This window comes from Vandammella animalimorsus (genome assembly GCF_002285285.1).
In the GTDB taxonomy this organism is placed as follows: Bacteria; Pseudomonadota; Gammaproteobacteria; order Burkholderiales; family Burkholderiaceae_C; genus Lampropedia; species Lampropedia animalimorsus.
Window position 1 is genome coordinate 520,434 of record NZ_NSJF01000001.1, and the last position, 20,847, is coordinate 541,280.

Genomic DNA, 20,847 nt, shown 5'->3' on the forward strand with positions numbered 1-20,847 from the left:
GCGCTGATCCGTATGTATAATGCGCGGTTTCCTTGCCACAGCCGCTGTTTGACGCTGCGGGTGGCAGTTCATTCCACAAGGGAGTTCAACGATGCGTCACTATGAAATCATTTTGCTGATCCACCCGGACCAGAGCGAGCAGGTGCCAGCCATGCTGGAGCGCTACAAGAGCATGGTCACCGAAGGCGGCGGCAAGATCCACCGCGAGGAAGACTGGGGCCGCCGCCAGCTGGCCTACCCGATCAACAAGCTCTCCAAGGCGCACTACCTGTGTCTGAACATCGAGGCCGGCCAGGCCGTGATGGACGAGCTCTATCACGCCTTCCGCTTCAACGATGCCGTGCTGCGCCAGCTGACGGTGCAGAAGAAAAAGGCCGAGACCGCGCCTTCCTCGATGATGAAAACCGTCGAGCGCGAGGAAGCTCGCAAGAGCGCACAGGCCGCTGAGGCAGAGCAAAAGGCTTGAGGGCGAGACCGCTTTCTTGAGCTTGCATCCCCAGACAGCTTTATTTATCAAGATTTCATCAGGAGCCCATCATGGCTGGACCTAAGCGTTTCAATAAAGATCGCCGCCCCAAGCGCAACAACCAGAACCTGCTCTTCCGTCGCAAGCGTTTCTGCCGCTTCACCGTCGCCGGTGTGGAAGAAATTGACTACAAAGACGTCGATACCCTGCGCGACTTCATCGCCGAGAACGGCAAGATCATCCCCGCCCGCCTGACCGGCACGCGCGCCATCTACCAGCGCCAGCTCAACACCGCCATCAAGCGCGCCCGCTTCCTGGCCCTGCTGCCCTACACCGACCAGCACAAAATCTGAGATAGGCGGAGCACACCATGCAAATCATTCTTCTGGAAAAAGTCGTCAACCTGGGCAACCTGGGTGAGATCGTGACCGTCAAGGACGGCTACGCCCGCAACTTCCTGATCCCCACTGGCCGCGCCCGCCGCGCCACCGCTGCTGCCAAGGCCGAGTTCGAAGCCCGCCGCGCCGAGCTGGAAAAGGCCGCTGCTGAAAAGCTCGCCGTCGCCCAGGCTCTGGGCGAGAAGCTGGCTGGCCAGACCGTGCGCTTGTCGCAAAAGGCCGGTGTGGACGGTCGCCTGTTCGGCTCCGTGACCAACCAGGACATCGCTGCCGAGCTGGTCAAGCAAGGCTATGAAGTGCACAAGTCGCAGGTGCGCCTGCCGGCCGGCCCAATCAAGACCGTGGGCGATTCCACCGTGGTTGTGGCCCTGCACACCGACGTGGACGTGGAAATCACCGTGGCCGTTTACGGCGAAAGTGCCTGACATTGCGTGCAGCGGGCAGGCGCTCCGAGCCCCGCTGCCATTGAAAGCCGCCTCGCAAGAGGCGGTTTTTTCTTTGTCGCCTGCCGTTGGCGTGGTGCTGCCGGCGGGCTTTTGGGCACAGCTTATCCACAGCTTGTGCACGGTTTGCCCCATGCCCATCCACAGGCTTGTGCGGTGACAGCCCCGCCTGGCCTGCGTAAGATGCGGCGCGCAGCCGGTGCGCCGGTCGTGGCGGGACAACATGGAAATGGTGAGAGTCAATGGATGAGAAGGGCCGTGGCGCCATGGGCGTCGAAGTGATGGATTTTTCCGAACAGCCGGTGCGCGGCGGCATGCCTCTGGGGCCGCTGGGGCAGGGCGCTGACCCGCAGGTGGCCGATCTGCGGCTGCCACCGCAGTCGGTGGAGGCTGAGCAAAGCGTGCTTGGCGGCCTGCTGTTGGACAACCAGGTCTGGGAGCGCGTCTCCGATCTGCTCAAGCAGTCGGACTTCTACCGCAGCGAGCACCAGCAAATCTTCCAGGCCATCGCTGCGCTGCTGGAGAACGACCGCCCAGCGGACGTGGTGACGGTGTTCGAGCACCTGCGCGGCATCGGCAAGGCCGAGGAAGTGGGCGGCATCGCCTACCTGAACTCGCTGGCGCAGTACGTGCCCAGCGCGGCCAACATCCGCCGCTACGCGGAAATCATTCGAGAGCGCGCCATCCTGCGCAAGCTGATTGCCGCCAGCGACGAGATCGCCTCCAACGCCTTCAGCCCCAAGGGGCGCGAGGTCGGACGCATCCTGGACGAGGCCGAGGCCAAGATCTTCAGCATCGCCGAGGAAAGCTCGCGCATGAAGCAGGGCTTTCAATCGCTCGATGGCCTGGTGGTCAACCTGCTGGATCAGGTCGAGGAAATGGCGCAAAGCCCGCACGACATCACCGGCGTGCCCACGGGCTTCAGTCATCTGGATCGCATGACCAGCGGCCTGCAGCCGGGCGATCTGATCGTGCTGGCGGCTCGCCCTTCGATGGGCAAAACCGCGTTTGCCATCAACATCGCCGAGCACGTGGCGCTGCGCGAGAGCATGCCGGTGGCGATCTTCTCGATGGAAATGGGCGCATCGCAGCTGGCGGTGCGCATCGTTGGCTCCATTGGCCGCATCAACCAGCAGCGCCTGCGCACCGGCAAGCTGCTCGACGAAGAGTGGCCGCGCCTGACCGAGGCGGTCGAGCGGCTGCGCAACGTCTCGCTGCACATCGACGAAACCCCGGGGCTGACGCCCACCGAACTGCGCGCCAACGCGCGCCGCCTGGCGCGCCAGTGCGGCAAGCTGGGCCTGATCGTGGTGGACTACCTGCAGCTCATGAGCGGCTCGGGCAACTCCTCGGACGAAAACCGCGCCACCGAGCTGGGCGAGATCTCGCGCGGGCTGAAGATGCTGGCCAAGGAGCTGCAATGCCCGGTGATTGCGCTCTCGCAGCTCAACCGCAGCGTCGAGCAGCGCACCGACAAGCGCCCCATGATGAGCGACCTGCGCGAATCGGGCGCCATCGAGCAGGACGCCGACGTCATCATGTTCATCTACCGCGACGACTACTACAACAAAGAAAAAAGCACCGCCCCCAACCAGGCCGAAATCATCATCGGCAAGCAGCGCAATGGCCCCACCGGCACCGTGAACCTGTACTTCCAGAAAGACCAGACCCGCTTCGAGAACCTCAGCCTGCACGAAGACACGGGGCCGATGTAAGCACCTGTTCAAAATCTCTGCTCGGCGCTCAAGAGAGCGGATGGGGGCACTCTGCGGCGTGTCGCCCCGCGGCGCGCCGCCAAAAACCGCCGCAAAAAACGCGGCCCATAGCGCGCGATGCGCTATGGGCCGCGTTGCCTTGTGCGCGGCGCATGTGTGAGGGCCCCATCGGGCCCTCAAGCGCCAGGCCCTTATGCCCTGCGCTGGCGCATGGCGCGCCCGCCCAGCCCGGCGGCGGCCAGGGCCAGCAACAGCAGGGCCCAGAGCCTGAGCGTTGGCACCGGCACGGCCCCGCTGGGCGTTGGCGCGGCAATGAACTGCGCGCTCACCGTCAGCGGCGCGCTCACAGGGCCGAGCGTACACACCGGCCCCGTGGCCGCCGCGCACGCGCCGCCAAAGCCATTGAAGACAAAGCCTGCATTGGCCGTGGCCGTGCAAGTGGCATTGCCGCCATCGGGCACGGGGTTGGGCGAGCAGACGACTGTGCCGCCTGCCGCCGGGTTGGCCGTAGCGGTGATGGCGTGCGCGGGCGCTGCTGCGGGCTTGAAGTTCGCCACCACATTCTTGGGCGCGATGACATTGCTCAGCGTGCAACTGTCACCCGTGGCGCTGGCGCAATCGCCGCCAAAGCCATCAAACGCATAGCCCGTGGCTGGTGTGGCCGTGCAGGTGGCATCGTCGCCATCGGGCACCGGGTTTGGCGTGCAGCTCACCGTGCCGCCTGCCGCCGGGTTGGCCGTAGCGGTGATGGCGTGCGCGGGCGCTGCTGCGGGCTTGAAGTTCGCCACCACATTCTTGGGCGCGGTGACATTGCTCAGCGTGCAACTGTCACCCGTGGCGCTGGCGCAATCGCCGCCAAAGCCATCAAACGCATAGCCCGTGGCCGGCGTGGCCGTGCAGGTGGCATCGTCGCCATCGGGCACCGGGTTGGGCGTGCAGCTCACCGTGCCGCCAGCGGCGGGGTTGGCCGTGGCGGTGATGGCGTGGGTCGTGGCCGTGGCGGTGAAGCTGGCCGTCACGCTCTTGGCGCTGGTCACGTTCGTCAGCGCGCAGCTTGCGCCTGCGCAATCGCCGCTGAAGGCGCTGAAGGTGTAGCCTGCGTTGGCCGTGGCCGTGCAGCTGGCATTGCCGCCATTGGGCACCGGGTTGGGCGTGCAGATGACTGTGCCGCCCGCCGCCGGGCTGGCCGTGGCCGTAATGGCATGGCCCATCACAAACGTGGCCGAAACGGTCTTGGGCGCAGTCACGTTGCTCAGCACACAGCTTGTGCCGCTGCAATCGCCGCCAAACGCGCCCAGCGCATAGCCCGCCGCAGGCGTGGCCGTGCACACGGCATCGCTGTCGTGGGGCACTGGGTTGGGCGTACACGTCACGCTGCCATTGGCGCTGGGCGTGATGGTGATCGCATGCGTGGCGCTGGTCAGGGGCTTGAACGTCGCTACCACCGCCTGCGCGGCCAGCACATTCGTCAAGTTGCAGGTTGCGCCCGTGCAATCGCCGCTGAAGCCGTCAAACGCATAACCGGCATTGGCCGTGGCCGTGCAAGTGGCGCTATCGCCATTGGGCACCGGGTTGGGCGCGCACGTCACCGCGCCGCCCGCTGCCGGGTTGGCCGTGGCCACGATGGCATGCGGGCCAGCGCCGCCGCCCACGCGGGTGAAATTGGCCGTCACCGTCTTGGGGCCCGTCACGCCGGCCACATCGCAGCTCTCGCCCGCCACGCTGGTGCAATCGCCGCCAAAGCTGTCAAACACATAGCCGCCTTTGGCCTGCACACGGCAAACCGCCGTGCCGCCATCGGGCACCGGGTTGGGCGTACACACCACATAGCCGCCCGCCGCCGGGCTGGCCGTGGCCGTAATCACATGCTCGCTGGCGCTGCCCACCAGCGGCGCAAACTGCGCCGTCACCGTGCGGTCGGTCGTCACATTCGTCAGCGAACACAGCAGCCCGGCCACCGTGTCACAGCCGTTCAGAGAGGCCAGGCCAAAGCCCGGCGCGGGCAAGGCCCCGCAAAAACTCGTGCCGCCCGTAGGCACGGCGGCAGGCGTGCAAACCACCTCCCCGCCGCCTGCCGGGTTGGCCTGCACCGTGATCGCATGATCGGCCTGCACAAAATCGGCCCGGAAACTCGCGTTCAAGCCCACGCCTGTGAGCGTACACACCGCCCCGCCGCTGGCATCGGGCGAGCACGCACTGCTGGCGTTGCTGCTCAAGGCCGAGCCAAAAGCAAACCCCGCCGCAGGCGTTGCCACGCACACACTGGCACCACCCGTGGCCACCGGGTTGGGCGTGCACTGCACCGTGCCTGCGCCCGCAGGCTGCACGCCCGTGGCAATCGGGTGCGAGCCTGGCGTGGCGAAATGCGCCGTCACCGTCACCGGGGCCGTCACATTCGTCAAATGGCACTGCCCGCCAAAACACGGCCCGCTAAAGCCCGAAAACGTATAACCCGCATTGGCCGAGGCCGTGCACGACACATTGCCGCCTCGGGCCACCGGGTTGGGCGTGCAAGTCACGTTGCCGCCGCCTGCCGGGCTGGCCACCGTAAACACCTCCACCGGCGGGGCAAACGTGGCCGTCACGCTCTTGGGGCTGGTCACGTTCGTCAGCGTGCAGCTGGCGCCCGCGACGCTGGCGCAATCGCCGCCAAAGCCCGTGAAAACCCAATTGCCCGGCGGCGACACCGTGCAGGTGGTCTCGCCGCCGTGCTCCACCATCGTGTGGGTGCATTTGAGCCCGGGCGCCAAGTATGCCGGCGTCGTCGCCAGGGTAATGGCGTGAAAGCTCGACGGCAAACCGGCCGGAGTCAGCCGCGCCAAGATGTCGCGGCTTTGGCCGCCTTCGGTGAGGCGGATGCTGTCGCCGCCCACCAGCAGCTTGCCATCGGGCTGGGGGGTGAAGTGGTAGATGCCGCGAGTATGGATGTTGCGCTCCCACTCAAGTGCCGGCAGGCTGACGCTGGTATTGCGCGCGCCATCGGGGTTCAGCAGGGCCAACGTGGTGCCGCCCAGCAGAATCTGGCCGTTGGGCAGCACATGCATGGCCCAGACCTGCTCACTGCCCAGATCCGTGGGCTGGAAAGAGAAATCCACCTTGCCATCGGGCTTGAGCCGGTAGACGTCGAAGGGCGCTGCAGACGGGTAAATCTGCAGCGACCGGCCGCCCACCAGAATGTCCCCGCTGGGCAGCACGGCCAGGGCGCGCACCTGACCACCGGTTTTCCTGAACCACTGCACCGTGCCATCGGGGCGCAGCCGGTACAGGCCCGTTTGTGCAGGGTCAGGGGGGTTGCTCACCCCCGCCAGGGCCCCGCCATCGGGCAGGGCGTGCAGCGCCGTCACTTCCGAGCCATAGGGCAGGGCGTTGGCAAAGCCCGTGTCGCGGCTGCCATCGGCATTCAGGCGCGCCAGGCCGTGGGCGGGCGCGGTGCCCACGGCCGTCAAGGCGCCGCCCACCAGTACCCTGTCGCCCGGCGCCCAGGCCAGATGCCTGAGGCGGAAATTGGCATCGCCGTGAATCGATGGCGCGGTAAAGCTGGTATCGACGCTGCCATTCGGCGCCAGCCGCGCCACGCCACCGGTGCTGTGCCCCCCGACCTCCGAGAGGCCGCCGCCCACCAGCATCCGCCCGTCGGGCTGCTGCACGAGTACGAAGAAGTTGTGACTGCCCACCTCAGACAGCCGCCGATCCAGCGAGCCATTGGGCTTGAGTAGCGACAAACTCGCGAAATCGGTCGTCCACAGGCGGCCATCGGGCAACAGGCCCACGCCATAGCTTGGGTAGATGGTGTGCGGGTATGGGTATGTGTAATCAAACCCCGTATCCAGGCTCAGGCTCTGGGCCTGGGCGGCGCTGGCCGCGCCCAACGCCAGCGCGGCGCCAGCCAACCAATGGCCCCAGCGCCGCGCTGCGCGCCTCAGGCGCCCCAATCTCGGGGGGGGGGGGGGGGGGGGGAGGTTAAGGAGGAATGCCTTTGGGGGCAAAAGGGGGGGAACCCCCAAAAGTGTGCTGGGCAGGGAAATGCAAAAAAGCAAAAACCACCGCAGCCAAACGCCCGCACAACAGCCCGGCCACGGGAAAACAATCATTAAACACGATTTGCCACAGGTTTTTGCATTTCTGATAAGTGCGCTGGGGCTTGATCGCAGGGCCAAGGGCTTGTTCACGCCGCGCCAGAAGCGCGCGCCGGGGTTGCGAGGGGAATTTACGGAGGCTTACAGGAACTTACAGGGGGCTGCGAGGATGTGATAAAGGCCCGCCAAGCCCTGGGCACGCGGGCGCATCCGGGACGCGCATAATGCCCGGTTTGCCCACCGCCGCCGCAACTGTAGGCATAGGCGCGGCGGGCCGACTTTTTTTGCCTTTGCCATGAACGCTGCATTGCACACCGGGCCCCGGCCCGTGGACCTGATCGCCTTTGACTGGGATGGGACCTTGTTCGACTCCACCGCGCTGATTGCGCGCTGCATCCAGCAGGCCGTGCGCGACGTGGGCGGCACGCCGCCCGATGAGCAGCAGGCGAGCTGGGTCATCGGCATGGAGCTGGGCAGCGCGCTGGCGCGGGCCGCGCCCGATGTGCCGCCCAGCGCCTATGCCGAGCTGGCGCGCCGCTACCGCTACCACTATGTGCAGCAGCAGGACGAGATCGTGCTGTTCGACGGCGCGCTGGAGCTGTTGCACGACCTCAAGGCGCGCGGCTTCTTGCTGGCCGTGGCCACGGGCAAGAGCCGCCGCGGCCTGGACCACGTGCTGGCCAGCCACGATCTGCACGGCCTGTTCGACGACTCGCGCACCGCCGATGAAACCGCCGGCAAGCCCAATCCGCTGATGCTGCAGGAGCTGATGCAGGTGCACGACGTGGCGCCTGCGCGCCTGCTGATGATTGGCGATACCAGCCACGATCTGGAAATGGCGCGCAACGCCGGTTGCCCCAGCGTGGGCGTGGCCTATGGGGCCCATGCTGGTGATGGCCTGCAGCAGTTCGCGCCACTGGCCGTGGCCGATTCCGTGGCCATGCTGCGCCAGTGGCTGGAGCAACACGCCGAGCCGGGGCGCCGCCCATGAGCGCTGGCGCACTGCCCCCGCAGCCGCTGTGCAGCAGCCAGGCCCTAGCCGAAGGCGGCCCGGCCGTGGTGTTCGAGGTGCGCTACCAGGGCCAGCAGCAGCAGGCCTTTGCCGTGCGCGTGGCCGGCCAGCCGCGCGCTTACCTGAACCGCTGCACCCACGTGGCCATGGAGATGGACTACCCGCGCGGCCAATTCCTCGACGACAGCGGCCAGTGGCTGATCTGCGCCCACCACGGCGCGGCCTATGATGCGGCCACCGGCGCTTGCGCCGGCGGGCCTTGCCAGGGGCCTTTGACCTCGATTGAACTGAGCGAGCAGGGCGGGCAGGTGTACTGGCACCCGCAAGGCGCGCTCCAACCCGTGGAGTTCTGAATGCAACCGTACGACCCATCCTCTTCCCCCACCGCTGCAGGCAGCGGCAGCGACGTCTGGGCCGAGCGCCCGGGCATCGACCCCGCCGCCGCGCAGGCGCATGGCGCGAGGAAAAAAACCGCCAAGGGCGGCCCCGGCGATGGTCACTGGGAGCGCAGCGTGCTGGAAAAGCTGGCCATGGCCAGCATCAAAGAGCAGCGCGCCGCGCGGCGCTGGCGCATTTTCTTCACGCTGATCTTCCTGGGCTATCTGGGCTTCATCACCTGGAGCGTGCTGCAGAAAACCGTGCTGCAGGCTCCGTTGGCCGAGACCCACACGGCCGTGGTGCGCATCAAAGGGCTGATCGCCGACGAGGAGGAAGCCAGCGCCGGCAACCTCTACCGCTCGCTGCAAAAAGCCTTCGAGGCGCCCAACGCCAAGGCCGTGCTGCTGCAGATCAACTCCCCCGGCGGCAGCCCGGTGCAGGCCGGCATTTTGCGCGACGAAATCCTGCGCCTGAAGGCCAAGCACAGCAAGCCGGTGTACGCCGTGATCGGCGAGCTGGGCGCCTCGGCGGCCTATTACGTGGCCGTGGCCGCTGACCGTATCTATGTGGACAAGGCCAGCATGGTCGGCAGCATCGGCGTGCTGATGAACGGCTTTGGCTTCACCGGCACCATGGACAAGCTCGGCGTCGAGCGCCGCCTGCTCTCGGCCGGCGAACACAAGGGCTTTCTCGACCCCTTCAGCCCGCAGGACCCGGCCGACGTGGCCCACGCCAAGACCATGCTGCGCCAGATCCATGCGCAGTTCATCGCCGTGGTGCGCGAAGGGCGCGGCGCGCGCCTGAAGGAATCGCCCGAGCTGTTCAGCGGCCTGGTGTGGACGGGCGAACAGGCCATCGAGCTGGGCCTGGCCGATGGCACGGGCTCGGTGTACTCCGTGGCCCGAGACGTGGTCAAGCAAGACAAGATTGTTGATTACACGCAGCGCAAGAGCCTGGCCGACAAGCTGGTGCGCCAGCTGGGCAGCACGGCAGGCCACGCCCTGGGCAGCAGCCTGGGGCAAGAGGCAGCCCAGGCCTTGCGCGCCCAGGGCCCACAATTGCGGTGAGCCGGTTTGCGCGCCCAGGCCATGGCATGCCGGGCGCGCCAGAGCCGGTCAGGGCGCGTCGCACGCCGCTGTGCGTCTTTGCATGTCCTCGTGCTCCCATGCGCTCATGCGCGCCATGCTGAACAATGCCCGGGGCGAGAAGCGCCGCCCCATGCCGCCCGCAAAGGGTTTGTCCGATGGAAACCTCCCAATCGCCTGATATACGCCACATCGCGCCAGGCACGACTTCAAGCCCAAGCCCAAGCCCAAGCCCGGCCATGCGCTCAGTGGCCCTGGGCCTGAAAAGCCTGCAGCGCGATTGGCGCGCCGGTGAGCTGACGGTGCTGCTGCTGGCCGTGCTGCTGGCTGTGGCGGCGCTGTGCGCCGTGGCTTTTTTTGCCGACCGGCTGCAGGCCGGCCTGCAGCGCGATGCGCGCCAACTGCTGGCTGCCGATGCCGTGCTGGCCAGCGACCACGGCATCGAGCCAGCCTGGCGCCAGCAGGCCCAGGCGCTGGGCCTGCAAACGGCCGTGACGGTGGTTTTTCCCACCATGGCGCGCGCCGACGATGCCCAGGGTGGCGCCAGCCGGCTGGTTTCGCTCAAGGCCGTGGAACCTGCCTATCCGCTGCGCGGCGCGCTGCGCATTGCCCGGCAATGGGATGCGCAGACCACGCCCGCGGCGCTGGCCGCCGCTGGGCAGGCGGTCGCCGGCGGCCCGCCGCCCGGTCAGGCCTGGGCCGATGCGGCGCTGCTGGCCAATCTGGAAATCGGCCTGGGCGATACCTTGCACCTGGGCGATGCGGCTTTTGTCGTCAGCGGCGTGATCGCGCAGGAGCCCGACCGTGGCGCTGGCTTTCTGAACTTTGCCCCGCGCGTCATGATTGGCATGGCGCAGCTCGAAGCCACGGCTCTGGTGCAGCCGGCCAGCCGCCTGAACTGGCGCCTGCTGGTGGCCGGTGAGGCCGACAGCGCGGTGCAGCGCTTCGAGCGCCAAATGCAGGCGCTGCTCGATGCCGGCACGCAGCGCGGCTTGCGCCTGCTGACGCTGGAGGGCAGCAGCCCACAGATGCAGCGCACGCTCGAGCGCGCCGAATCCTTTCTGCGCCTGGTGGCCTTGCTCTCGGCGCTGCTCTCGGCCGTGGGCGTGGCGCTGGCGGCGCGCTCCTTCGCGCAGCGCCACCTCGACGCCGCCGCGCTGTGGCGCGTGCTGGGCCTGAGCCAGCGCGCCATCATGGCCGCCTATTTGGTGGAGTTCGCCGTGGCCGCTGTGCTGGCCAGCCTGCTGGGCGTGGCGCTGGGCTATGGCGTGCATGCCCTGTTCGTGCACATGCTGGCCGATCTGCTGCAGGTGCAGCTGCCAGCGGCCAGCGCCTGGCCGGTGCTGTTGGGCCTGGGCATGGGCTTGAGCCTGCTGATGGCCTTTGGCCTGGCGCCGGTGCTGCAATTGGCGCAGGTGCCGCCGCTGCGCGTGCTGCGCCGCGATCTGGGCGGGCTCAAGGGGGCATCGCGCAGCGTGGTGCTCGCCGGCCTGGCCGGCTTTGCCGTGCTGCTGTTTCTGGTCAGCGGCAATTGGCGTCTGGGCGCCATCGCTGTGGGTGGCTTTGCCCTGGCATTGCTGCTGTTTGCTGCGCTGGCAGCGCTGGCCCTGAAGCTGCTGCGCTGGGTGGTGCGCGAGGGCAGGGCGCCGCGCTGGCTGATGCTGGCCACGCGCCAGCTGGCGTCGCGGCCGTTGTTTGCCGTGCTGCAGGTCGGCAGCCTGGCGGTAGGCCTGCTGGCGCTGGTGCTGCTGGTGCTGTTGCGCACCGATTTGATTCAGAGCTGGCGCCAGGCCACGCCGGCCGAGGCCAACGACCGCTTCGTCATCAACATCCAGCCCGAGCAGGCGCAGGCCTTCCGTCAGGCCTTGCAGCAGGCCGGGGTGCGCGACTACCAGTGGTACCCCATGGTGCGCGGCCGGCTGATGGCCATCAATGGCCGCGCCGTGCGCGCCAGCGACTATGCCGATGAACAGGCGCGCCGCCAGGTCGAGCGCGAGTTCAACCTCAGCCACAGCACCGGGCTGCCGCGCGACAACCAAATCGTGGCCGGGCGCTGGCTGCCCGGCCAGGCCCAGGGCCTGAGCATCGAACAGGGCATTGCCCAGCGCCTGGGCATTGCGCTGGGCGACCGGCTGCGCTTTGACATCGGCGGCCTGCCGCACGAGGCCGAGGTGACCTCGGTGCGCAAGGTCGATTGGGCGAGCATGAACGCCAACTTCTTTGTGCTGTTCCCGTTGGCGGAAATGCCGGGCCTGCCCGTGAGTTACCTCAGCGCCTACCGGGCGCCGGCCACGCCGGGTTTTGACAACGCGCTGGTGCGGCAGTTTCCCAACATCACCAACATCGACCTCTCGGCCACGCTGCAGCAGGTGCAGCAGGTGCTGGGCCAGGTCAGCCGCGCTGTGGAACTGCTGTTTGGCTTTGCGCTGGCCGCCGGCATGGTGGTGCTGTTTGCGGCTGTGACCGCCACGCGCGAGGAGCGCGCGCGCGAATACACCATCATGCGCGCCATGGGCGCCAGCGCCGCGCTGCTGCGGCGCGTGCAGCGCGCCGAGCTGGCCGGCGTGGGCGCGCTGGCTGGGCTGCTGGCCAGCGTGGCGGCCATCGCCATCGCCTGGGCGCTGGCGCATTACGTATTTGACTTCACTTGGCGCTGGCCGTTGTGGGCTCCCTTGCTCAGCGCCGTGGCTGGCGCGCTGCTGGCCTTGTTGGCCGGTTGGTGGGGGCTGCGCGGCATCTTGCGTCGCTCGGTCAGCAGCAGTCTTCGGGCCTTGGTGCAATGAATTCGCCCACCCCCGCGCCCATGCCTTCGCCCAGCGCCGCCGCCATGCCCGATGCCGGGCACGCGCACTGGATGCGCCTGGCCCTGGCCGAGGCAGAGCAGGCCGCCGCCGAAGGCGAGGTGCCCGTAGGCGCGGTGCTGGTGCGCGATGGCCAGCTGCTGGCGCGCAACCACAACCGCACGCGCCAGCTGGCCGACCCCAGCGCCCATGCCGAAATGCTGGCGCTGCGCGAAGGCGCGGCCCGGCTGGGCAACCACCGGATGGGCGATTGCACGCTGTACGTGACGCTGGAGCCCTGCGCCATGTGCAGCGGCGCGGTGTTCCAGGCCCGCCTGGCCTGCGTGGTCTTTGGCGCCAGCGAGCCCAAGACGGGCGCGGCAGGCTCGGTGCTGGATCTGTTCGCCCACCCAGGCTTGAACCACCACACCCAGCTGGTGCGCGGCGTGCTGGCCGATGAGTGCGCGGCGCTGTTGGAGCAATTCTTCCAGCAGCGCCGCCGCCAGCAAGCCCAGGCCAGCCAGCCGCTGCGCGACGATGCCTTGCGCACGCCAGAGGCCTGCTTTGCACCATGCCCCGCGCCCGGCCACTACACCAGCGCCTTGCCCGAGCTGCAGGGCCTGCGCCTGCACTACCAATATTGGCCCGAAAGCCTGCCCCAAGGCCAGCCCAATCACCCACCGGCCCAGCCGCGCACGGCGCTGCTGCTGCTGCACCCGCCCTGGCACTGGAGCGCCTGGTGGGCGCCGCTGCTGCAGGCCTTGCCGCGCGGCGCTTATCCGGTGCTGGCCCCCGATCTGGTGGGCTGGGGGCGCAGCGACAAGCCCAAGAAAAGCCCCTGGCACGATGCGGCCCGCCATGCGCGCATCCTGCTGCAGCTGCTGGATGCGCTGGGCCTGCGGCAGTTCACGCTCGTGAGCCTGGAAGGGGCGGGCCCCAGCCTGGCCCCGGTCTTGCTCCAGGCCCTGGCGCAGGCCGAGCCCGAGCGCCTGGCCGGTTGGTTGCGCCTGCTGCCCGCGCAGAAGATGTCCGCGCAAAGTGCGCCCGCCGCGCAGCAGCCGCTCTGGCCCGTCGCGCCTGGGCGCATGGACAAACGCTGGTCCGTGGCGGCGCACCTGGGCCGCTGCCTGCCCGCAGGCGCCGACCAGGAGTGGCTGCTGCAGGCGGCAGCGCCTTACCCCAGCGCAGCCCATGCGCGCCATTGGTTGGCAGGGCAGCTGCAAATGCCTGCCAACTTGCCTTCGCACCCCATCGCCTTGCCGCCAGAGCGCCAATGGCAGCTGGCGCTGCAGCCGGCTGGCCCGGCTGCCTGGCCAGGTCTGCCGCCGCCACAGGCCATCGACGCCATGCACCGCCGCTGGCTGGCGCACAATGGCCCTGGCCCTGGCGCTGACAGCCAGTGACAATGATGGCGCGACGACGGTTCTGAGGAGAAGATGCGATGCAGTTCGATTGGACAGGCTCGTTGATTGCCGCCCTGGCGGCGGCCTGGGGTTTGTATGTGCTGGTGCTGGTGGTCTGGGTGGTGTTGCAAAAGCGCCCGCCGGAGGCCACCATCGGTTGGATTCTGGCCCTGGCCCTGCTGCCCTATGTGGGCTTCTTCATCTTCTATTTGTTCGGGCCGCAGCGCCTGCGCAAGCAGCAAATGCGCCGCCTGCGCCACCAAATGGCCAGTTACGTCAGCGGCGATCTGGAGGCGCTCAAGCAGCGCACGCACAGCTCGCCGGGCACCCTGCGTCAGCTGGCGCGCCTGGGCATTGCCAGCACAGGCATTTACCCCTGCAGCGCGCAATCGGTCAAGCTGCTCACCAGCGGCGCGCAGACGTTCGACGCCATCTTCGAGGCCGTGGCCCAGGCGCGCCAGCATGTGCACCTGGAGTACTACATCTTCGAGCCCGACCAGACCGGCACGCGGCTGCGCGATCTGCTGATTGCCAAGGCCCGCGAAGGCGTGCAGGTGCGGCTGCTGGTTGATGCGCTGGGCTCCAAGCGGCTGCGCAAGAGCTTTGTGCAACCCATGCTGGATGCTGGCGTGCAGTTTGCGCGCTTTCACGATACGCGCTTTGGCCGACGCTGGCGCCCGGTCATCAACTACCGCACGCACCGCAAGATCGTGGTCTGCGATGGCACGCTGGCGTTCACCGGCGGCGTGAACATCACCGATGAGGAGGACAAGCGCATCCGCGCCGATGCCTACCACGATGTGCACGTACAGCTGCAGGGCAACCCGGCCTTCTGGCTGCAGGTGGTGTTCTTGGAGGACTGGGTCTATGCCACCGGCCGCCCGCTGGAGCAGGAGGTGCCCGACTGGCGCAGCTTGTTGCCCGTCAGCGACGTCGGGCCCTACAACGTGCAGGTGCTGACCTCGGGGCCCAACAACCCGCTCGAGCCCATCCACCGCTGCTATATCGAGGCCATCCACGATGCGAGCGAGCGCGTGCTGCTGACTACGCCGTACTTCGTGCCCAGCGCGGCGGCCAAGACTGCGCTGACCAGCGCTGCCCTCAGTGGTGTGGACGTGCAGGTGTTGGTGCCGCGCCAGTCCGATTCGCACCTGGTGACGCTGGCCGCGCGCTCTTACTACGACGAGCTGGTGGCCGCTGGCGTGAAGGTGTGGGAGTACGACGACGGCATGCTGCATTCCAAGACGCTGGTGATTGATGACCAGTTTGGCTTCATCGGCACGGCCAATTTCGACATCCGCAGCTTTCGCCTGAACTACGAAGTGGGCGTGGCCGTGTTCTGCGAGCACTTCAACCAGGCCCTGGCCGAGCAGTTCCGCCAGGACGTGGCCCGCTCGCGCGCCGTGCCCGCGCAGCGGGACATCGGCTTTGCCAGCGAGCTGGCCGAAGCCACGATGCGGGTGTTCTCGCCAATGTTGTGATTGGGCCAGCGCCGGGCGCTGGCTCAAGCGCGCTCGTCAGCCAGGGCCTGCAGCGCCGCGCCGCTGAGGCGGTAGCGCAGCCATTCGCGTTGCGGCTGGGCATCCAGGCGCTCGTAGAACTCGATCGCCGGGGTGTTCCAGTCCAGCACGCTCCACTCGAAGCGGCCGCAGTCGCGCTCGACGGCGATGCGCGCCAGATGCTGCAGCAGCGCCTTGCCGCCGCCCAGGCCGCGCCCCTCGGGCGTGACGTACAGGTCTTCAAGGTACAGGCCGTGGCGGCCCTGCCAAGTCGAGTAGTTGAAGAAATAGATGGCAAAGCCGATAGGCTCATCGCCGGCCTGCAAGATCAGCGCGAACACCGCAGGCTGCGCGCAAAACAGCGTGCGCTGCAACTGCTCTTCGCTGGCCTGCACGGCCTGTTCGGCCTTTTCGTAGCGCGCCAGCTCACGGATGAAGCGCAGGATCAAGGCGCAATCCTGCGGCGTGGCTTCGCGAATGTGCAGCTGGGCCGGGGCGTTTGCGTTGGTGGGGCGGTTGGGCATATGGATTTTTGCTGCGAGGCATTCAATTTCAATGTGAACTTTGAACAGAGGCGCAACGCATCAGGGCGCCAGCCGCTGGCGCTGCCAGGCGACTGCGCCAGCGCCCTGCGCCGGGCGCAGGTAGGCAATGCGGTCGTGCAGGCGGCCGCTGCGGCCTTGCCAGAACTCCCAGTAGCTGGGCCGCAGCCGGTAACCGCCCCAGAAGGGCGGGCGCTGCGGCGCCTGGCCGCTGGCGGCAAGCTCGGCTTCGATGCGGGCGAAGGCCTCATCCAGCGCCTGGCGGCTGGCCACGGGCTGGCTTTGCGGGCTGGCCAGGGCGCCAATGCGCGAGGCCAGCGGGCGGCTGTCGAAATAGCTGGCGCTGTCTTCGCCAGCGATTTGTTCCACCACGCCTTCGATGCGCACGCTGCGCTGCAGCGGGCCCCAGTAAAACAGCAGCGCGGCCTGCGGGTTGCCGGCCAGCTCCTGCCCCTTGCGGCTGTGGTAGTTGGTGAACCAGACCAGGCCGCGCGCGTCATGCCCCTTGAGCAGCACGATGCGCGCGCTGGGGCGCAGGTCGCTGCCCACGGTGGCCAGCGTCATGGCATTGGGCTCGTGCAGCTGGGCCTGCACGGCCTGCTGCAGCCAGGCATCGAACAGCGCTGCCGGCTCGGCCGGGGCCTGCTGCTCGCACAGCTCGGCCAGGGTGTAGTTCTGGCGCATGGCGGCCAGGTCCAGGCCGGCAGTCTGCGGGGCCTGGGGCGGCGGCTGATGGCTGGGCGTGGCGCTCATCGCAGCCCCCCGCCAGCGGCCTGGGCATTTTTTCTTTCTATCAATTCTATTTTGTAGCCGTCCGGGTCTTCCACGAAGGCGATGACGGTGGTGCCGCCTTTGACCGGGCCGGGCTCGCGCGTGATCTTGCCGCCGGCCTGGCGGATGCGCTCGCAGGCGGCGTAGGCATCGGGCACGCCCAGGGCAATGTGGCCGTAGGCCGTGCCCATCTCGTAGCGCTCGGTGCCCCAGTTGTAGGTCAGCTCCAGCTCGGCCTGGGCCGGGTTGCCGCCCCCGAAGCCGAGAAAAGCCAGGGTGTAGCGGTATTCGGGGTTTTCGGAAGTGCGCAGCAGCTGCATGCCCATGACCTGGGTGTAGAAGTCGATGGAGCGTTGCAGATCGCCCACGCGCAGCATGGTGTGGAGAAATTGCATGGCAGTTTTGATGGATCGTGGGGAGGAAAGTGAGGAAAGCGCTGGCAGGGCGCTTGTCATCCGAACGGGACGACAGAGCCCAGCAAGGGCTGGCCGAACACGGCCTGGGCGATGGCCGAGAGCTCCAGCCACTTCAGCACCAGCAGGCCGATGGACAGCAGCAGGCCCAGGACCATGGGCGAGAAATCAATGCCGCCGGCCGTGGGCAGCAGGCGGCGCAGCGGGGCCAGCCAGGGGGCGCACAGGCGCTCGCTCAGGCTGTGCAGCCAGTGGCCTGGCAGAAGCCAGGACAGCGCTACGTACAGCAGCAAGATGCCCAGCGCCAGGTACAGGCCCAGGCGCAGCAGCGAGAACAAGGCCTGCAGCGGCGCCAGCGCGATCAGGTTCAAAGGTAGGTTACCGGCCCACAGCAGTTGCTGCAGCAACCACATCAGCAACCAGTGCGCCAGCAGCACGGTGTAGGCCAGCAGCAGCGTCAGCCAATCCCAACGGGCCTGCGGGCGCAGCACGCGGCGCGCCGGGCGCACCAGCCAGTCCGTCAGCGCCAGCAGCAGCTGGCCCAGCGGATTGCTGAAGCTGATGCGCTGTGCCTGCAGCAGCACTCGCAGCAGGCAAGCGCCGGCGATGGTGCAGGCGATCGAATACAGTACGAACGAAAAAATAGTGAGCAGCAGCATGGCGCGCGATCTTAGAGCCTTCTGTGCGCCAACGCCCGCCAGGGCAAAGGAAATTTGCATGAGCCATATACCACCGCGCAGCCTGGCCGCGCAGCCCAGCCCCTTGGACGATGCCGCGCCGCAACCCAACACGCGGCAGCGCCATCACCGGCAGTTGCTGCTGACGCCGGCGCAAATGGGCCAGGCCGATGCCGCCACCATCGCCAGTGGCGTGCCCGGCATCGAGCTGATGCGCCGCGCCGGGCATGCCGTGGCGCTGGCCGTGGCCAGGCGCTGGCAGCCCTGCCGCGTGGCCGTGCTGTGCGGGCCGGGCAATAACGGCGGCGATGGTTTTGTGGCGGCGCAGTGGTTGCGCGCGCGGGGCTGGCCGGTGCGCGTATTCCTGCTCGGCCAGATGGAGCGACTGCGCGGCGATGCGGCCTGGGCTGCCAGCCAGTGGCAGGGCGTGACCGAGGAGGCCGCGGCTTTCGACCCCGCGCAGTGCGACATCGTCATTGATGCGCTGTTCGGCGCCGGCCTGTGCCGGCCGCTCGATGGCCTGGCTGCTGATCTGGTGCAGCAACTGGCGGCCAGCGGCCTGCCGGTGTGTGCGGTGGACGTGCCCAGCGGCCTGGATGGCGCCAGCGGCCAGCCGCAGGGGCCGGTGGCTGCTGCGGCGCTGACGGTGAGCTTCTTTCGCGCCAAGCCTGGGCACTGGCTGTACCCGGGCCGCGCGCTGTGCGGCGAGCTGGTGCTGGCCGACATCGGCATTGCGGACGATGTGCCGATCCAGCCCGCGCCCAAGCTGTGGCGCAATGTGCCCAGCCTGTGGCAGGGGCTGCTGCCGCAGCCGGCGGCGCAGGGCCACAAATACCAGCGCGGCCATGTGCTGGTGCTGGGTGGGGCGCGGTTGACTGGCGCAGCGCGGCTGTGCGCCCAGGCAGCGCAGCGCAGCGGCGCCGGACTGGTGACGGTGTTGGCGCCGCAGCCGGTCTGGCCCGTCTATGCCCAGGCGCTGCAGGCCAGCATGGTGCAGCCCTTTGCCGATGCGCAACAGCTGGGCGCGCTGCTGGACGATGTGCGCGCCCAGGTCTGTGTCATCGGCCCGGGCGCCGGGGTGCAGGCGCTGACGCGTCAGGCCGTGCTGGCTGCAGCGCAGCGCGGCAAGGCTTTGGTGCTGGATGCCGATGCGCTGACGGCTTTCGCGCAGGAGCCGCAGGCTTTGTTCCAGGCCCTGGCGGCCAACCGGGCCGCTACGGCGGTGCTGACGCCGCACGAGGGCGAGTTTGCCCGGCTGTTTCCTGAGCTGACTGGCAGCAAGCCCGAGCGGGCCGCGCAGGCCGCGCGCCTGGCCCAGGCTGTGCTAGTGCTCAAAGGAGCCGATACCGTGATTGCAGCGCCCGATGGCCGCGTGCTCATCAACAGCAATGCGCCGCCTGAGCTGGCCACGGGCGGCACGGGCGATGTGCTGGCCGGCATGGTGGCGGCCTGGCTGGCCCAAGGCGCGCCAGCATTGGCGGCAGCCTGCGCGGCAGTCTGGCTGCACGGCCAGGCGGCGCAGCGAGCCTTGGAGCGTGGAGGGGCTGTCGGCTGGGGAAGGCGCTTGACGGCCGAAGATTTGCTGCATGCGCTGTGATGCGCAGCCGCTACGGCCTGTGCGCGCACATGCGCGCTTCGGTATAAGCATCTATGGCAAAGTCGGTAAGGGGCAGGCACACTGTATTCCCAGCCTGCCAAGAAGCAGGGAACATTCAGCGACAAGGAGAGTTGCCATGTGCCATGCGTGCGTCATCGAAACCGTCAAGAAACAAATGTTGGCGCAGGGGCGCCACAGCCAGGCAGAGGTCGATGCCCAGGTGGCTCAGGCCCCGGCGGCGCTGCGCAGCGGCCATGAAATGGTGGTGGACATGACCCATGTGCTGAATGAGGACTTCCCGACTTTTTTCGGCCAGCAAGAGCTGTTTCGTCAGGCGCGCTACCACTTTGACGAGCATGGCTTCAACCTGAACGAATTGCGTTTGCACGAGCACATTGGCACGCATCTGGATGCGCCGCTGCATTTCAGCGCCGACGGCCAGTCGATTGCGGAAATCCCCGTGGGCAATCTGGTCGTGCCCTTGTGCGTGGTGGACATCCGCGAACGGGCAGCGGCCAATGCCGACGCGCAGCTCACGCCCGAGGACATCCAGGCCTGGGAAGCTGCGCACGGCCCGCTGCCGCCCCAAGCCTGCGTGGCCATGATGTCAGGCTGGGACAAGCTGGCTGCGACCGAGCGCTTTCGCAACGCCGATGAGGCAGGGGTGATGCACTTTCCGGGGTTTCATCCCGATGCTGTGCAGTACCTGATGGAGAACACTCAGGCAGTTGGGTTGGCTGTGGATACCTTGTCGCTGGACTATGGCGCCTCGGCAGACTTCGCCGCCCATCGCATGTGGCTGCCATCCGGGCGCTGGGGGCTGGAGGCCATTACCAATCTGGAGCAAGTTCCGGCTTCAGGGGCTACGCTGGTGGTGGCTGTCTCCAAGATTGAGGGGTGCTCTGGTGGTTTGGCGCGTGTCATGACTTTGGCTTGACAAGCTCTTCGGGCACGAAAAAAGCCGGTGAGCGTGCAGCGTCACCGGCCTGTTTTTGGCGGGCCGCGCTGTTGCAGGCCCTGGCCATCTGAGGATGCAATCACTTCACGTTGGCGATGCCGTCGCTGATTTCCTTGTGGGCTTCATCAATGCCGGCCCAGCCCAAGACCTTGACCCATTTGCCTTTTTCCAGATCCTTGTAGTGCTCGAAGAAATGGCTGATGGCATTGAGCGTGCCCTCGTTGACGTCGGCAATGCTCTTCATATGGGCGTAGGCCGGCAGGATTTTTTCCGTTGGCACGGCCAGCACCTTGGCATCGACGCCGGACTCATCTTCCATGCGCAACATGCCCAGCGCGCGGCAGGGCACGACCACGCCAGACTGCAGCGGATAGGGGGTGAGCACCAGCACGTCCACTGGATCGCCGTCACCAGAGAGCGTTTGCGGCACGTAGCCGTAATTGGCCGGATAGAACATGGCCGTATTGATGAAGCGGTCGACAAAAATTGCGCCCGTTTCCTTATCGACCTCGTACTTGATCGGGTCGGCATTCTGCGGAATTTCAATGATGACGTTGAACACTTCCGGGGCCTTGCTGCCGGCGGGGACTTTGCTCAGGGACATGATGGTCTTGCTTATGGTTGAAGGGGGAGG

18 protein-coding genes are annotated in these 20,847 nt (G+C 67.5%); 12 read left to right on the forward strand and 6 right to left on the reverse strand.

The window, feature by feature from the left end:
* Window positions 1–91 precede the first annotated feature (91 nt).
* The 4 genes from rpsF to dnaB all read left to right on the forward strand — a co-directional run bounded on the left by rpsF (window position 92) and on the right by dnaB (window position 3,022).
* Window positions 92–466: a 30S ribosomal protein S6 gene (gene rpsF, locus CK620_RS02235; protein WP_095538798.1), complete on the forward strand. Its 375-nt coding sequence runs from the start codon at window positions 92–94 to the stop codon at window positions 464–466.
* 71 nt (window positions 467–537) lie between these two features.
* Window positions 538–819 (forward strand): 30S ribosomal protein S18, encoded by a 282-nt coding sequence (gene rpsR / locus CK620_RS02240; RefSeq protein WP_095538797.1) that lies wholly within the window; start codon window positions 538–540, stop codon window positions 817–819.
* 17 nt (window positions 820–836) lie between these two features.
* A complete protein-coding gene (rplI, locus tag CK620_RS02245; protein ID WP_095548901.1) occupies window positions 837–1,289 on the forward strand; it encodes a 50S ribosomal protein L9 in 453 nt (150 codons plus the stop codon).
* A 332-nt stretch (window positions 1,290–1,621) separates the two neighbouring features.
* On the forward strand, window positions 1,622–3,022 hold the full coding sequence (gene dnaB, locus CK620_RS02250) for a replicative DNA helicase (protein WP_095541426.1): 1,401 nt from the start codon (window positions 1,622–1,624) through the stop codon (window positions 3,020–3,022).
* 191 nt (window positions 3,023–3,213) lie between these two features.
* Here dnaB and CK620_RS02255 read toward each other — a convergent pair whose 3' ends face one another.
* Window positions 3,214–6,912: a delta-60 repeat domain-containing protein gene (locus tag CK620_RS02255; RefSeq protein ID WP_179290544.1), complete on the reverse strand. Its 3,699-nt coding sequence runs from the start codon at window positions 6,910–6,912 to the stop codon at window positions 3,214–3,216.
* A gap of 481 nt (window positions 6,913–7,393) precedes the next feature.
* Between CK620_RS02255 and CK620_RS02260 the strand changes: the two genes are divergently transcribed.
* From CK620_RS02260 to cls, 6 genes are all read left to right on the forward strand, one after another.
* Window positions 7,394–8,089 carry an HAD family hydrolase gene (locus CK620_RS02260; protein ID WP_179290545.1) on the forward strand — a complete coding sequence of 232 codons (696 nt, stop codon included), beginning with the start codon at window positions 7,394–7,396 and terminating at the stop codon, window positions 8,087–8,089.
* Window positions 8,086–8,463, forward strand: a complete 378-nt coding sequence (locus CK620_RS02265) for a Rieske (2Fe-2S) protein (RefSeq protein WP_095548903.1) — start codon at window positions 8,086–8,088, stop codon at window positions 8,461–8,463. The genes CK620_RS02260 and CK620_RS02265 overlap by 4 nt, the downstream gene beginning before the upstream one ends.
* The gene (locus tag CK620_RS02270) at window positions 8,464–9,555 is read left to right on the forward strand and encodes a S49 family peptidase (RefSeq protein ID WP_095548904.1); all 1,092 of its coding nucleotides are present in this window, start codon (window positions 8,464–8,466) and stop codon (window positions 9,553–9,555) included.
* A gap of 257 nt (window positions 9,556–9,812) precedes the next feature.
* Entirely contained in the window at window positions 9,813–12,356 is a 2,544-nt protein-coding gene (locus CK620_RS02280) for an ABC transporter permease (protein WP_095548906.1), read from the forward strand.
* A gap of 20 nt (window positions 12,357–12,376) precedes the next feature.
* Complete coding sequence (tadA, locus tag CK620_RS02285) at window positions 12,377–13,756, forward strand: tRNA adenosine(34) deaminase TadA (protein WP_238945978.1); 1,380 nt, start codon at window positions 12,377–12,379, stop codon at window positions 13,754–13,756.
* Between the two features lie 38 nt (window positions 13,757–13,794).
* Window positions 13,795–15,237 (forward strand): cardiolipin synthase, encoded by a 1,443-nt coding sequence (gene cls, locus CK620_RS02290; RefSeq protein WP_095548908.1) that lies wholly within the window; start codon window positions 13,795–13,797, stop codon window positions 15,235–15,237.
* Between the two features lie 23 nt (window positions 15,238–15,260).
* Here cls and CK620_RS02295 read toward each other — a convergent pair whose 3' ends face one another.
* Genes CK620_RS02295 through CK620_RS02310 form a run of 4 tightly spaced genes read right to left on the reverse strand, consistent with a single transcriptional unit; the run spans window position 15,261 to window position 17,640 of the window.
* Window positions 15,261–15,779 carry a GNAT family N-acetyltransferase gene (locus CK620_RS02295; protein WP_095548909.1) on the reverse strand — a complete coding sequence of 173 codons (519 nt, stop codon included), beginning with the start codon at window positions 15,777–15,779 and terminating at the stop codon, window positions 15,261–15,263.
* Between the two features lie 60 nt (window positions 15,780–15,839).
* A complete protein-coding gene (gene pdxH / locus CK620_RS02300; protein ID WP_095548910.1) occupies window positions 15,840–16,550 on the reverse strand; it encodes a pyridoxamine 5'-phosphate oxidase in 711 nt (236 codons plus the stop codon).
* Window positions 16,547–16,963 (reverse strand): lactoylglutathione lyase, encoded by a 417-nt coding sequence (gene gloA / locus CK620_RS02305; RefSeq protein WP_095541332.1) that lies wholly within the window; start codon window positions 16,961–16,963, stop codon window positions 16,547–16,549. Before gloA ends, pdxH begins: the two co-directional genes overlap by 4 nt.
* Before the next feature lie 56 nt (window positions 16,964–17,019).
* Window positions 17,020–17,640 (reverse strand): YggT family protein, encoded by a 621-nt coding sequence (locus tag CK620_RS02310; RefSeq protein WP_179290546.1) that lies wholly within the window; start codon window positions 17,638–17,640, stop codon window positions 17,020–17,022.
* Between the two features lie 58 nt (window positions 17,641–17,698).
* Between CK620_RS02310 and CK620_RS02315 the strand changes: the two genes are divergently transcribed.
* Window positions 17,699–19,255: an NAD(P)H-hydrate dehydratase gene (locus tag CK620_RS02315; protein ID WP_095548912.1), complete on the forward strand. Its 1,557-nt coding sequence runs from the start codon at window positions 17,699–17,701 to the stop codon at window positions 19,253–19,255.
* A gap of 136 nt (window positions 19,256–19,391) precedes the next feature.
* Window positions 19,392–20,192, forward strand: coding sequence for a cyclase family protein (locus tag CK620_RS02320; RefSeq protein WP_095548913.1), 801 nt, complete (start codon window positions 19,392–19,394; stop codon window positions 20,190–20,192).
* A gap of 100 nt (window positions 20,193–20,292) precedes the next feature.
* Here CK620_RS02320 and ppa read toward each other — a convergent pair whose 3' ends face one another.
* Window positions 20,293–20,817: an inorganic diphosphatase gene (ppa, locus tag CK620_RS02325; protein ID WP_095548914.1), complete on the reverse strand. Its 525-nt coding sequence runs from the start codon at window positions 20,815–20,817 to the stop codon at window positions 20,293–20,295.
* Window positions 20,818–20,847 lie beyond the last annotated feature (30 nt).

Bases quoted from the DNA above. Each gene is read 5' to 3' on its own strand.
- CK620_RS02310 (WP_179290546.1), bottom strand. From the start codon at position 17,640: ATGCTGCTGCTCACTATTTTTTCGTTCGTACTGTATTCGATCGCCTGC.
- gloA (WP_095541332.1), bottom strand. From the start codon at position 16,963: ATGCAATTTCTCCACACCATGCTGCGCGTGGGCGATCTGCAACGCTCC.
- CK620_RS02280 (WP_095548906.1), top strand. From the start codon at position 9,813: ATGCGCTCAGTGGCCCTGGGCCTGAAAAGCCTGCAGCGCGATTGGCGC.
- ppa (WP_095548914.1), bottom strand. From the start codon at position 20,817: ATGTCCCTGAGCAAAGTCCCCGCCGGCAGCAAGGCCCCGGAAGTGTTC.
- rplI (WP_095548901.1), top strand. From the start codon at position 837: ATGCAAATCATTCTTCTGGAAAAAGTCGTCAACCTGGGCAACCTGGGT.
- dnaB (WP_095541426.1), top strand. From the start codon at position 1,622: ATGCCTCTGGGGCCGCTGGGGCAGGGCGCTGACCCGCAGGTGGCCGAT.
- CK620_RS02270 (WP_095548904.1), top strand. From the start codon at position 8,464: ATGCAACCGTACGACCCATCCTCTTCCCCCACCGCTGCAGGCAGCGGC.
- CK620_RS02315 (WP_095548912.1), top strand. From the start codon at position 17,699: ATGAGCCATATACCACCGCGCAGCCTGGCCGCGCAGCCCAGCCCCTTG.
- rpsR (WP_095538797.1), top strand. From the start codon at position 538: ATGGCTGGACCTAAGCGTTTCAATAAAGATCGCCGCCCCAAGCGCAAC.
- cls (WP_095548908.1), top strand. From the start codon at position 13,795: ATGCAGTTCGATTGGACAGGCTCGTTGATTGCCGCCCTGGCGGCGGCC.
- rpsF (WP_095538798.1), top strand. From the start codon at position 92: ATGCGTCACTATGAAATCATTTTGCTGATCCACCCGGACCAGAGCGAG.
- pdxH (WP_095548910.1), bottom strand. From the start codon at position 16,550: ATGAGCGCCACGCCCAGCCATCAGCCGCCGCCCCAGGCCCCGCAGACT.
- tadA (WP_238945978.1), top strand. From the start codon at position 12,377: ATGCCTTCGCCCAGCGCCGCCGCCATGCCCGATGCCGGGCACGCGCAC.
- CK620_RS02260 (WP_179290545.1), top strand. From the start codon at position 7,394: ATGAACGCTGCATTGCACACCGGGCCCCGGCCCGTGGACCTGATCGCC.
- CK620_RS02265 (WP_095548903.1), top strand. From the start codon at position 8,086: ATGAGCGCTGGCGCACTGCCCCCGCAGCCGCTGTGCAGCAGCCAGGCC.
- CK620_RS02295 (WP_095548909.1), bottom strand. From the start codon at position 15,779: ATGCCCAACCGCCCCACCAACGCAAACGCCCCGGCCCAGCTGCACATT.
- CK620_RS02320 (WP_095548913.1), top strand. From the start codon at position 19,392: ATGTGCCATGCGTGCGTCATCGAAACCGTCAAGAAACAAATGTTGGCG.